General features: G+C 53.7%; 9 protein-coding genes. 7 read left to right on the forward strand and 2 right to left on the reverse strand.

All coding sequences use genetic code 11. The features are described 5' to 3' along the window. Positions 1-144 precede the first annotated feature (144 nt). Positions 145-1,566 carry a hypothetical protein gene (locus NYE69_RS00935; RefSeq protein WP_340930232.1) on the reverse strand — a complete coding sequence of 474 codons (1,422 nt, stop codon included), beginning with the start codon at positions 1,564-1,566 and terminating at the stop codon, positions 145-147. Between the two features lie 971 nt (positions 1,567-2,537). After that, a complete protein-coding gene (locus NYE69_RS00940) occupies positions 2,538-4,427 on the reverse strand; it encodes a sigma-54 interaction domain-containing protein (RefSeq protein ID WP_340922874.1) in 1,890 nt (629 codons plus the stop codon). Between the two features lie 257 nt (positions 4,428-4,684). Here NYE69_RS00940 and NYE69_RS00945 point away from each other — a divergent pair, with 257 nt between their 5' ends. The 7 genes from NYE69_RS00945 to NYE69_RS00975 all read left to right on the forward strand — a co-directional run bounded on the left by NYE69_RS00945 (position 4,685) and on the right by NYE69_RS00975 (position 12,208). After that, complete coding sequence (locus tag NYE69_RS00945; protein ID WP_155619293.1) at positions 4,685-5,599, forward strand: proline dehydrogenase family protein; 915 nt, start codon at positions 4,685-4,687, stop codon at positions 5,597-5,599. A gap of 25 nt (positions 5,600-5,624) precedes the next feature. Further along, positions 5,625-7,202, forward strand: a complete 1,578-nt coding sequence (gene pruA / locus NYE69_RS00950; protein ID WP_328273418.1) for an L-glutamate gamma-semialdehyde dehydrogenase — start codon at positions 5,625-5,627, stop codon at positions 7,200-7,202. A gap of 286 nt (positions 7,203-7,488) precedes the next feature. Further along, positions 7,489-8,751 carry a Glu/Leu/Phe/Val family dehydrogenase gene (locus tag NYE69_RS00955; protein ID WP_340922890.1) on the forward strand — a complete coding sequence of 421 codons (1,263 nt, stop codon included), beginning with the start codon at positions 7,489-7,491 and terminating at the stop codon, positions 8,749-8,751. A 2-nt stretch (positions 8,752-8,753) separates the two neighbouring features. Continuing rightward, complete coding sequence (locus NYE69_RS00960; RefSeq protein WP_340922893.1) at positions 8,754-10,157, forward strand: NAD-dependent malic enzyme; 1,404 nt, start codon at positions 8,754-8,756, stop codon at positions 10,155-10,157. Between the two features lie 198 nt (positions 10,158-10,355). After that, positions 10,356-11,123: a hypothetical protein gene (locus NYE69_RS00965; RefSeq protein WP_036618913.1), complete on the forward strand. Its 768-nt coding sequence runs from the start codon at positions 10,356-10,358 to the stop codon at positions 11,121-11,123. Between the two features lie 116 nt (positions 11,124-11,239). Beyond that, positions 11,240-12,007 carry a hypothetical protein gene (locus tag NYE69_RS00970; protein ID WP_036618910.1) on the forward strand — a complete coding sequence of 256 codons (768 nt, stop codon included), beginning with the start codon at positions 11,240-11,242 and terminating at the stop codon, positions 12,005-12,007. A gap of 6 nt (positions 12,008-12,013) precedes the next feature. Continuing rightward, positions 12,014-12,208 (forward strand): hypothetical protein, encoded by a 195-nt coding sequence (locus tag NYE69_RS00975; protein ID WP_036618907.1) that lies wholly within the window; start codon positions 12,014-12,016, stop codon positions 12,206-12,208. Positions 12,209-12,511: the final 303 nt, after the last annotated feature.

A 12,511-nucleotide genomic window follows, 5' to 3' on the forward strand; every position in this document is an offset into this window, starting at 1 on the left:
TACCAGAATAGACCTTATTTTGATTTAATTAACATCGATATAGACATCCCCGGCGTCCTCCCGTCTTTCCCAACCGACACAACCGGTACGGTCCGACCAGTCGTGGGGCAGCACGCCACGCGAACCAGGAGAAACGCCCATTAGTTACACCAAAAATATCGCCACAACCGTCGTTACGGCGAGCCCGATCAGCACTGGCTTCAGATTGCGCCGGGCGAGCTCAAACGGGCTGACGCCGCAGATCGCTGCGGCCGGGATCAGCGCCCACGGTATCAGCGTGCCGCCGCCGACCCAAATGGCGGCCACCTGGCCGAGCGCGGTCAACGTCGCCGTCCCCGAACCGATGGCGGTGCCGAACAGTCCCGCGATTGAGCCGGCCAGCGAAATGCCTGAGAAGCCAGAGCCGTCCAGGCCGGTGATCGCCCCGATGACGGCCAGCGTAATCGCGCCGACGATGCCGTTAAGCGGCACGACGCCGGCCAGGGCCGCGCCAAGGTCGTTGACGATGCCGTGCGAAGTTTGGGGCAGCACCTGGCCAAACAGCTCCGTAAACGCGGCATCGCCTAGATAAAAAAAGGCGGCGATCGGAATGACCGGACCGAACACCTTAAAGCCGAAGACCAGGCCGTCGATCAGATAGGACGTGACCTTCTCCAGGCCGCGGCTTTGGTGAGCCAGCAGTGTCACCACGATCAAAATCAGCACCGCCGTCCCGCCCACAAGCGCCGTCGCATCGCCGCCTTGAAGGTGGAGCAGGAGCATTGCCACCACGTCGGCGGCGAACAGCAGCGGAATCAGGATGGCGAGCCATTGGCGGGCTTTGGGGTGAAGCGCGGCCGGTTCCTCTTTGCCGGGTGCATGTTCATCCCCCAGCACACCGCCCGCACCGTTTTTCGCCGCTGCCAGCCCGTCTCTCCAGACTCCGCTGCGCATGTCCCGGCGCATCATCCAAAAAGCCGTGACGGTGCTCACCAGGCCCATCACGATCACCAGCGGCACGCTCGCCGCCATGACGCTGCCGACCGGGAGCCCGGCGGCATCCGCCGTCAATTTCGGCGCGCCTTGGATAATATAGTCGCCGGACAGGGCGATGCCATGTCCGAACAAATTCATCGCGACGGCCGCGCCAAGTGCCGGCAGCCCGACACGAAGTGCCACCGGAAGCAGGACGGCCCCGATCAAGGCGATCGCCGGTGACGGCCAGAAGAAAAAGGAAGTCACCATCATAATGAGGCCGATGCCCCAATATGCCATCGAAGGCGTGCGCAAAAAACGCGTCAGCGGCGCCACCATCGTTTCGTTAATACCGGTTCGCATCAGCACCCGGCTCATCGCCACGATGATCGAAATGATCATGATCGTACTCATCAGTTCTTTAGTGGCGTAGATAAACGAATTGAAGATGCCCGAAATCGAACCGCTGAGCGTTCCCGCCGCAAGCAGCCCGAGCGTAAATATGCCAGCCACGCAAATCATCGTCGTGTCCCGCCGCTTGATCATCAGCGCCAAAATCAACACAATGAAGGCTAGATACACGTAATGAATCGCCGACAGCTCTATTCTCATCATGGTGTCACGCTCCTTTTCCAAGCATATTGTGCTATATGCTATGCAGGAGCCCAAGCAAGAGTTCGACCCATGGCGATTACTGATGTTGGTTTGTGTCGAAGTTTGGCGTCGAAGTAAGATAGCAGTGAGGTAAGAGTGAAGTAGGAATGCGGCAGGAGTGAGATAGGAATGAGGTTGCAGAAAGGCGGCAATGAGGTAGCGTGAGGTAATAGTAGCTGGTAAGGTAACAGTAAATAATGAGGTAACAGTAGTTAGTGGGGTGAAAGAGTTAAGACGGAAGTTGATAAGGGGAGTGATATCCAGCAAAATATGAATTCTAGTGAAATGTTAAATGTCCTGTGAAGTAGTAACGTCCTGCGAGGTAGTAACATACTGCGAGGTAGTAACATACTGCGAAATTGCAATATCCTGAAAAGTAGCCATCATCCTGCAAATTAGCATCATCTTGCGAAGTAGTAACATCCTGCGAGGTGCAGAATTCCACGAAATGCAAAAGTGCATGCGGATTTTGTCAAAACCTCCCGAAATGGGCCAACGAAATGCAAAAGTGCATTTCAATTCCGCCAAAAACATCGAAAATTTCTGGAACGGCCCCAAACAACTGCACTTTTGCAGGCGAATCATCCTTGAAGGGGGCATTCGCGGAAAACGAGATGCACTTTTGCATTTGGCCCTCATGCGGTTGCTTTCACATACGGTTACTTACACTTGAAGTTACTTATACTTGAAGTTACTTAATATTTGAGGTTACTTCCACCAACAGCTACTTCCACAAACAATTACTTCCAAAAGCAACTATCTCCACGAGTAGTTAATTCAACAAGCTAATTAGTTCAAAAGCCAATTGGTCCAACAAGCGGCTGGGTCCATGTACTACTGAAGCGAAAACTAGTTTCAAACCAACTATTTCTAACAAACCAGCTGCTTCTAACAAACCAACTGTTTCAGACTTAACCAGCAGTTATAGACTAAACCAAATTGTAGTCCCTGATTTTTTTGTACAAGGTTCCGCGGGAGATGCCAAGCAGCTTGGCGGCATTGCTTTTGTTCCCGGCAGCGCGCTCCAGCGCCTCCTTCATCAGCTCGATTTCTTCCTCGGGCGTAATCCGGGGCTTCAGCATTCTAGACGGAGGTTCAAAGCCTGATCCTCCCGACTTCTCCATTCCTTGCCCTCCGGCCTGACCGGAAGTGGAATGAGCCCCCATAACCCGGCCGGAGGCGGAGCGAACCCCCATGACCTGGCCGGAAGCGGAGAGACCCTCCCCGCCACCCCCCTCGCCGTCAAGCTCCAACTGAGCCTGCCGCTGCTGTAGCGCCTCGGGCAGATGCTCAAGCGTAATCCGGTCGTTTTCGCTCAAAATGACGCAGCGCTCCATCACCGCCCGCAGCTCGGTCTGGTTGCCCGGCCAGTCGTAATTCAAAAAGGCAAGCATCACTTCCGGGGCCACCACCGGCACCGGCTTTTGATATTGCAGCGAAAAGGTGCGCAAATACGTCTGGATCAAAGTGGACAGATCCTCCTTGCGTTCCCTGAGCGGCGGCACCTTTAGCGAAACAACGTTCAAGGCGTAGTACAAGTCCGCCCGGAATTTCCCTTCCTGCACCAGCCGCTCCAGATCCTGCACCGTGGCCGCGAAAATCCGCGTGGATACGGGCGTCTCCTCACCGCCGCCGATCCGTGCAACCATACGGCTTTTCATGAACCGGCACAGCTTATCCTGGACATCCGGTGAGAGGCGGTCGATTTCGTTCAAAAACAGCGAACCTCCGTCGGCCGCCTCCAGCTTGCCGGCCTGACCGGACGGCCTGCCGGAAAAAGCGCCACCCTGATAGCCGAACAGCTCCGCCTCGGCCAGCCCGACGGGAATGGCGCCGCAATTGACCGACAGAAACGGCCCCTCGCTCCGGCGGCTGGCCCGGTGGATCACCTTCGCCAACTGTTCCTTGCCCGCGCCGGTTTCGCCGATGAACAGCACGGGCGAATCGGTTTCGGCGATTTTTTTGGCGATTTTCACCACCTTGCCCATGCTTTCGCCGCGGGCATGCAGCAGCGCAAACGGATCCCGGTCGCTCATTTTGTGGGTCAGCAGGCGCGATTGCGCGGCCCCCAGCTCGTCGTTCAGCTTGACGAGATGCGTGATGTCCTGCTCGGTCGCCACCCCGCCGATGATTTCGCCGCCATCCGCTACGATCGGCGAAGCATTGATCAGGACGTGAGTGTCCTGCCGCGGACGGTGATACGCCCCCTGCAGCCGACGGCCTTCGTCCAGAATCTTCAGCACGACCAGCGCCTCCGGGGCGAAATGCTCCCCGATCGTTCGCCCGACAATGTCCTCCTTGGCAATCCCATACACTTCTTCGGCCACCGCATTCCAGCCGACCACCGTCCCGTTCCGGTCCACGACCGTCACGGCGTCGCTAACCGTTTCCAGCAGCGTCCGGAAATAAGCCTCTGTCTGCCGCCCGGTCTCCCCCACCGCCCGCAGCATCTCGCCAAACGAGCAGTATCCGATCGGCCGCCCCTTCTCGTCCGCGACAACGATGGCCGTCCGGCCGCCAGCTTCAGGCAGCTTGACGATCAGCTCATGCAGCGGGCCGCTCACGCTCAACTCCACCTCTTGGACAACAACCGCCGCAAAAGCCGCGCCATGCGCAGCCAAATACTCGCCGATGCGGCCCGTCACCTCCTCAAGCAAGCTGGCGTCGCGGGGCGCAAACAGGCACACTCCCCCGTCCCCCGCCGCCGTAACGACCATCTTGCCCTGCCGAAGCTCCGCCAGTAGTGCAGAAACTTTTTCTTCCGGCTTCAGTTCTACGAAATCCCGGCGAATCAGCCGCTCCCGTTCAACATTGAACATTTCGATTACCTCGCACGTCGTTGCAATTTATTTGTAAATCTAACATGAAAAAAGCGGCGTTTCAATACTCGTTTAACGAGATTAGCTTGACGCGTAAGGGGGAGAAGACGCAGGAACCGGAGGCTCAAATTGTTCATTTTTGAACACAATTAAAATTTTCACAATAAAATTCCGTCTATTTTTCAGACACATATTGTTCATTTATTTAAAATATTGTATATTCTGTGTACAACGATATATGGAAAAGGATGGATGCCATGGATGCGTTAATGAGAACGCTGTTTTTGGCCTTGGCCCAAAACCGGTCCGTGAGCAAACTGGCCCGCCGATACGGTCTCCGTTTCGGGGCTAGCCGGTTCGTCGCCGGGGAAACGCTTGAGCAGGCCATCGAAACCGTACGCCGATTAAACGGCTCCGGGCGGGAAGCGACGCTCGATCACCTGGGCGAATTCGTTTCGAACGAAGCGGAAGCCCGCCGGTCCGCCGAGATGTGCCTGAGGACGCTCGACGCGATCGCAGCCTCCGGAGTGCGGGCCAATCTGTCGCTGAAGTTGACTTCGCTTGGCCTCGGCATCGGCGAGGAGCTGTGCATGCGCAACATGACGGACATCCTGGAGCGCGCCCGCATCCACGGTTTGTTCGTCCGCATCGACATGGAGGATTACGCGCAGTGCGAAAAAACGATCGCCATCTACAGACGCCTCCGCCGGGAATTCGGCCATGTCGGTATCGTCATCCAGGCTTATTTGTACCGCTCCGTGCAGGATCTCGAAGACCTCAAAGAACTGAAGCCCAACCTGCGCCTCGTTAAAGGGGCTTACAAAGAGCCGCCCGAAGTGGCTTATCCGAACAAGCCGGACGTCGACGAAAATTTCAAACGCCTCATTTCCACTCACCTCAAGAACGGCAACCATACCGCTATAGCAACACATGACCCGCAAATCATCGGCTTCACCAAACAACTCGTAAAACAACTGAATATTCCGCTTAACCAATTCGAGTTCCAAATGCTGTACGGGATTCGGGAGGAACTCCAGCTGCAGCTCGCCCGCGAAGGCTACAAAGTGCGCATCTACGTTCCTTTCGGACGGGATTGGTTCGGCTACTTCATGCGGCGTCTCGCCGAGCGTCCGGCCAATGTCTGGTTTGTGTTGAAGAACCTTTTTAAATAATCCCTCTGAAAAGGAGACTTCCCTCATGAACAAAACGGCAAAACCCGCTGTATTCCGCAACGAACCTTTTACCGATTTCAGCCAGGAGCCCGGCAAGCGGGCCATGCAGGAGGCGATCGCCAAGGTCAAGTCCGAGCTGGGGCGCGAATATCCGCTGCGCATCGGCGGCGAGCTTATTTTTACGGAAGACAAGATCCGTTCCTTCAACCCGGGGCAAACCGGCGAAACCATCGGATGGGTGAGCAAAGCCGACCGGGCGCTAGCCGAAAAAGCGATGCAGACGGCGCTGGAGACGTTTGAGTCATGGAAAAAAACAGCGGCGCAAACGCGCGCGGAAATTCTGCTGAAAGCCGCCGCCATCATGCAGGAGCGCAAGCACGAGTACTCCGCCCTGATGGTCCTCGAGGCCGGCAAAAACTACGCCGAAGCCGATGCCGACACGGCGGAAGCGATCGATTTCCTGAATTTTTACGCGCGGGAAATGATCCGGCTGAGCGAAATCAACGAGACGATGCCGCTGACCCCGGTGGCCGGCGAAGAGAACCGGCTGACGTATATTCCGCTTGGCGTCGGCGTCATTATCCCGCCCTGGAACTTCCCGCTGGCAATCTGCGCCGGCATGACCTCGGCGGCCATCGTCGCCGGCAACACCGTCCTGCTGAAGCCCGCTTCCAACACACCGGTGATCGCCGCCAAGTTCGCCGCGTTAATGGAAGAAGCAGGCCTGCCGGCCGGGGTGCTCAACTTTATTCCGGGCAGCGGCGCGGAGGTGGGCGATTACTTGACAGCGCACCCCCAAACCCGGTTTATCAGCTTCACCGGCTCGAAGGAAGTGGGCCTGCACATCAACAAGCTGGCGGCCGGCGTCGCCCCGGGGCAGCTCTGGATCAAGCGGGTCGTGGCGGAAATGGGCGGCAAAGACGGGATCGTGGTGGACGAAACCGCCGACCTGGACGCGGCCGCCCAGGCGATCGTCACCTCGGCGTTCGGCTACCAGGGGCAAAAATGTTCCGCCGGGTCCCGGGCTTTGATCGTGGAGGCGGTGTATGACGAGGTCGTGGAAAAAGTGGTGGAGCTTACCCTGGGGCTGACAATCGGGCTGCCCGAGCGCAATTCCCCCATCGGCCCGGTGATCGACGAGAGCTCCTGCCGGAAGGTGCTGGACTACATCGAGATCGGCAAGCGGGAGGGCGAACTGCTGGCCGGGGGGCGCCAAGCTGAAGTGGCCGGCGCGCAAGGGTTTTATATCGAGCCGACGGTTTTTGCCGGCGTCGACGGCAAGGCCCGGATTATGCAAGAGGAGATTTTTGGGCCGGTGCTGGCGATCGGCAAAGCGAAGGACTGGCGGGAAGCGATCCGGCTGTTCAACGACACCGAGTTCGGTTTGACGGGAGCTTTTTTCTCACGGGATGAAAACCGGATCTCCGAAGCGCTGGAAACGATGCATTGCGGCAATCTTTACGTGAACCGGAAATGCACCGGCGCCCTGGTGGGGGGCCATCCGTTCGGCGGGTTCAATATGTCCGGCACCGACTCGAAAGCGGGAGGCTACGATTATTTGCTGCTGTTCACGCAAGCCAAGCTGACCTCGCGAAAAAAATAACGCCGCTGCGAAGAATCCCGATATGAATAGCGATACGGTTGCCGATACTATTGCCGATGTGGATATAGTTCAAGTGCGTGTTCAAAAAGGTCGGTTTTCAGCACCGAGAAGATTGGATGAAGCCAGGGGCCGAGGAGCGGAGCGTACGTTTGGGGTACGTGAGCACCGGAGGGTCCGGCTGAATTCAAGATTCGATGCCGAGTTACTTCTTGAATTCTCTTCGTGATCAAAAGCGGACTTTTTGAACAACCTCTTTAAATATGGACATGAAAAGGGGATAGACGTCATGAAAGGGAAGCTCATTAACGCGGAAAGCGGGAACGTGTTTACCAGTACGCAGCAATTAATCCGGACTGCCCTGCAGACGATGAACGAGCCCGCGGCGATGTACGAACTGCTCAAGGAGCCGCTGCGGATGCTGACGGTGCGGATTCCCGTCAAAATGGACGACGGCTCGGTCAAAGTGTTCACCGGATACCGCGCGCAGCATAACGATGCGGTGGGTCCGACCAAAGGGGGCGTGCGGTTCCATCCCGACGTCACGGAGGAGGAGGTCAAGGCCCTGTCGCTGTGGATGAGCATCAAATGCGGCATCGTGAACCTGCCGTACGGCGGCGGAAAAGGCGGGGTCGTCTGCGACCCCCGCATCATGTCCCTGCGCGAGCTGGAGGCGTTAAGCCGGGGATATGTCCGCGCCGTAAGCCAAATCGTCGGCCCGACCAAGGATATCCCGGCGCCCGATGTATATACCAATTCGCAGGTCATGGCTTGGATGCTCGACGAATACAGCCGCATCCGCGAGTTCGACTCGCCCGGCTTCATCACCGGCAAACCGGTCGTGCTGGGCGGCTCGCTGGGCCGGGAGTCGTCGACGGCGCTCGGCGTGACGATCGTGCTGCAAGAAGCGGTCAAAAAAGCCGGCATGACCGTCGAAGGCTCGCGCGTCATTATCCAAGGCTTCGGCAACGCCGGCGGTTACCTGGCCAAGTTCCTGCACGACGCCGGGGCGGTGATCGTCGGAATCGCCGACGCGCGCGGAGCTTTATACAACCCGGACGGACTCGATATCCTCGAACTGCTGGACCGGCGCGACTCGTTCGGAACCGTGTCCCACCTGTTCCCGGGCCGAATCACGAACCGGGAGCTGCTGGTACAGGAGTGCGATATCCTGATCCCGGCGGCGATCGAAAATCAGATCACGGAGGAGAACGCCCCCGACATCAAAGCCAAGCTGCTGGTGGAGGCGGCCAACGGCCCGACGACGTACGCGGCGACGGAAATCCTGACGAAGCGCGGCGTCCTGATCGTGCCGGATGTGCTGGCCAGCGCCGGCGGCGTGGTCGTGTCCTATTTTGAATGGGTGCAAAATAATCAAGGCTACTATTGGACGCTGGAGGAAATCAACACGAAGCTGGCCGACATCCTGATCGCCGCGTTCGAGACGGTGTACCGGACCTCCAGGCTGCGGGGCGTCAATATGCGGCTGGCCGCTTATATCGTTGGCCTGAAAAGAATGGCCGAGGCCGTAAAATGGCGGGGGTGGATCTAACTATGGCAACTACGCTGATCATTATCCGGCTGGAGCTGGATCACGAGCACGCCAGCTTCGGCGATGTCGCCGCCGCGGTCAGCCAGGCCGGCGGAGACATAACGTCGATCGACGTTATCTCTTCGGCCAAAGGTTCGTCGATCCGCGACATCACCGTGGACATAGGCGACCGTGATGAAGCCGCCATCGTAGGCGCGCTGCGCAGGCTGCCCGGCGTCCGGCTGATCAATGTGTCCGACCGTACGTTCCTGATGCATCTCGGCGGCAAAATCTCCATCAAGCCGACGCTGCCGATCCGCAACCGCGACGATTTGTCGCAGGTGTACACTCCCGGCGTCGCCAAAGTGTGCAAGGCGATCCACGAAAGCCCGGCCAAGGCGTTTTCGTTGACGATCAAGCGCAACACCGTTGCCGTGATCACGGACGGCACCGCCGTGCTTGGTCTTGGCGGCATCGGCCCGTACGCCGCCGCGCCGGTCATGGAAGGCAAAGCGATGCTGTTCAAGCAGTTGGCCGGGGTGGATGCTTTTCCGCTATGCCTCGATACGAGCGACACGGAGGAAATCATCCGCACCGTCAAAGCGGTCGCTCAGATTTTCGGCGGCATCAACCTCGAAGATATCAGCTCCCCGCGCTGCTTTGAAATCGAGCGGCGGCTGGCGGAGGAGCTGGATATCCCGGTGTTTCACGACGATCAGCACGGCACCGCGGTCGTCGTCACCGCCGGCCTGATCAACGCGCTGAAGGTGGTCGGCAAACGGATGTCCGAGGTGCGGGTCGTCGTAAGCGGTGTCGGTGCGGCCGGCGTGTCCATCTGCAAAATGCTGCTCGCCGCAGGCGTCACCCGGCTTGTTCCGGTGGATAGAGCCGGGGCTATCATGTTCGGTGGCAAATACGAGCACCCGATGTGGCAGTGGCTGGCGGAGCAGCCGCAGGTGGAGGCACGCGCCGGCTCGCTGAAAGACGTCCTGCCCGGGGCCGACGTGTTCATCGGCGTCTCGTCCGGAGGCCTGCTAACCGGCGCCGATATCTTGGCGATGAACGAGCGCCCGATCGTGTTCGCGCTGGCCAATCCGGAGCCGGAGATCAGGCCGGAGGAAGCGCTGAAGCACGCGGCCGTGGTCGCCACGGGGCGGAGCGATTATCCGAACCAGATCAACAACGTGCTCGTCTTCCCCGGCTTGTTCCGCGGCGCGCTCGACTGCCGGGCCAGACGGATCAACGAGGCGATGAAGCTGGCCGCGGCGGAGGCGATCGCCTCGTCCGTGACGGACGAGGAGCGGAATGAGCAGTACATCATTCCTAGCATTTTCAACGAACAGGTGGTCCCCCTGGTCCGCAAGGCGATCGTGATCGCGGCGATGTCGACCGGAGTGGCCCGGCGCATTCCGCCGGATTTCCGGTAAGCTGGAGCCAGTTGGCGGTGCAACGACGGATGATCCGGTTGTACTCACTTGCCGCATACCACCAACGGATCTGAATACAAACCGAACATTAACTCCAATTCATAATTTATCCATGGTAAATTATTGAATAAAATATACAATTATGCTATATTAAAACTATCCGGCCGGTTTATATCAAAGAAGTAAGGAGGTTTAAAAATGAGCATTTTAAAATCTTTAAAACTCACTTTTCCATTACTATTATCCTGTACCTTACTGCTTTCTAACGGAGGAACTGTATTTGCAGAGGGGAGTCAAAATGGGGACATGGAACCGACTTCTGAGATATCTTCTCAATCAACCTCTGTTATTAAGATGTCCCTTGATCCAGAATTAAACAAGAAATTTGCTGAACAACAAGGATATGGCCTGATTCCATTATCGGAGCATCCAGATTTTTTCACTAATTCTGAAACTTATGCCTCCTCTGAATATAAACTTATACAAACAATTACTGGAGGTGGAACAACTACTGGAGCAGAATCCTATGCAGTTTACAAAATGTATAAGTCTGTAACTAAAGGTGATGACATTATTACTTTTGAGTTTCAATCGAATGCGAAACCAAAATCAGGATATAGTTTAGTTGGGTTTACAGAGTCTCATTGGATTGGAGAACCTGCATATGAGGTAATAGATTGGTCACCGAAAGGAACAACAAAAACAACAAGTGGCAGCACTATAAAATGGGAAATAAACCCAAGCTATAAAGGTTTTTCTCTAGGGAAACTAGCAGGTGAATTTGGAGGGAAAAATGGTTCAATAACGGGCTACGCAGATCAGTTAGAGTTTGAAGCTTCCTGGAATGGGACAGCAATCAAAAATCCAGACGTTGTTTATCTTAGCGGAGCTATAGCTTGGGGACAGCTTTATCAACCTCAAGAAACACCTATCTGGTATTTTCAGCACACTCATTATACTAAATAGACAATTAAGTTTGTAAGGCTAACAAACTATACCCGTCAGCCTTACAAATTCTTTTTAATACCCTCGCTGAAATTCTTTTCTTTATGTCAACCACAATTATGATAGGCTGTGTGAAAATGAAAAAAAAATTAATCATTATAGTTATTTCTATCTTTATAACTTTTATGTTAACTAGTTGTAAGCCAACAGGAAATAATATTCATCTTGAAGAAAAAGAGTTTCCTTTTCATTATGTGACATATAAAATTTTTGAAAAAAATAGTAAGGTTGGGGAACTAGAAATCTCTTTAAGAGATTCCAATAAAAAAACAATTATAAAAGAAGTTAAATTTTTAGATGGAGATAAATTACCAGGGATTGGATTGAACATTAAAAACATTAGAGAATATGAATTTTCTAAAAAATTGATTTTACAAAGCTATACCGAAAGGGAGTATCTGGATGATAATTTGAGGTATGAAGATATCAAGAAAGTACTCAATATTAATGGCGCCAAAATTGTCGAATCAACAATAACCGAATTTAAACAACAAGTAGATAATACCAACGTAGATAGAAAACTAGTTCTGCCTCCAGACTCTAATCTTCAAGAAGGGTCAATTTATTATGTGCTATTTTCTTATCTTGAGAAACAAAGTAACGAAAAATACCATTTTTATACTGATTTAGATGGATCGTCAGGATACCTAGAAAGTTATGGTCAAGAGTTAATAAATGTAAATGGAAAAAACAAAAAAAATACCATTAAGCTAGAAACAAATGTTCCAGTGAAAACCGAGCTATGGTATGACCAAGATACTGGTGTCCTTCTGAAAAAAATTGAGTACTTTAATCAAAATTATATCCTTCGTTACGAAATCAATTTAGATTCCTTGAAGGAGTAGCTACCTATGAAAAAAAGAATTATCTATTTACTAGCAGCTATTTTTGCCTTAATTGTACTTTTTAGTATCTTTATTTATCCTTCTTTTTATAAATATATGTATATAGAAACTGACAATGGTAAGTTTCCAGTAAGAATTAATGTGATAACTCAAAACGCAGAAATTTTGACTTTAGATGGTTGGTTGGATATTGTAAATTAATAAAGCAATTTCACAATTATATTGAATAAATAGCAGTTACCAAATAAAAAAACAGGTTATTCCTGCAAACAAATGAAATCAAGTGCAATTCATCAAAAAATAGTTTATCCGTATCTGTAAAAAGTCCTTCCTTTCAAAGTGGTTGATGGATAAATAGAATTTCCTCCTTCTCCGTTACAACCCCATAAACAATCGGTCTTCCTAGATAGTAGCTTTACGATTTATTAGGATAAAAGGAGCAGAGAAAGACCCTATCCTCAGCAAACATGGAGGCAGGGTCTTTTTATATATTCAAAATTTTGA

This window comes from Paenibacillus sp. FSL R5-0527 (genome assembly GCF_038008055.1).
GTDB classification, from domain to species: Bacteria; Bacillota; Bacilli; order Paenibacillales; family Paenibacillaceae; genus Fontibacillus; species Fontibacillus macerans.

Excerpts from the sequence above, each read along its gene's own strand:
- NYE69_RS00935 (WP_340930232.1), bottom strand. The coding sequence starts at position 1,566 with ATGAGAATAGAGCTGTCGGCGATTCATTACGTGTATCTAGCCTTCATT.
- NYE69_RS00940 (WP_340922874.1), bottom strand. The coding sequence starts at position 4,427 with ATGTTCAATGTTGAACGGGAGCGGCTGATTCGCCGGGATTTCGTAGAA.
- NYE69_RS00945 (WP_155619293.1), top strand. The coding sequence starts at position 4,685 with ATGGATGCGTTAATGAGAACGCTGTTTTTGGCCTTGGCCCAAAACCGG.
- pruA (WP_328273418.1), top strand. The coding sequence starts at position 5,625 with ATGAACAAAACGGCAAAACCCGCTGTATTCCGCAACGAACCTTTTACC.
- NYE69_RS00955 (WP_340922890.1), top strand. The coding sequence starts at position 7,489 with ATGAAAGGGAAGCTCATTAACGCGGAAAGCGGGAACGTGTTTACCAGT.
- NYE69_RS00960 (WP_340922893.1), top strand. The coding sequence starts at position 8,754 with ATGGCAACTACGCTGATCATTATCCGGCTGGAGCTGGATCACGAGCAC.
- NYE69_RS00965 (WP_036618913.1), top strand. The coding sequence starts at position 10,356 with ATGAGCATTTTAAAATCTTTAAAACTCACTTTTCCATTACTATTATCC.
- NYE69_RS00970 (WP_036618910.1), top strand. The coding sequence starts at position 11,240 with ATGAAAAAAAAATTAATCATTATAGTTATTTCTATCTTTATAACTTTT.
- NYE69_RS00975 (WP_036618907.1), top strand. The coding sequence starts at position 12,014 with ATGAAAAAAAGAATTATCTATTTACTAGCAGCTATTTTTGCCTTAATT.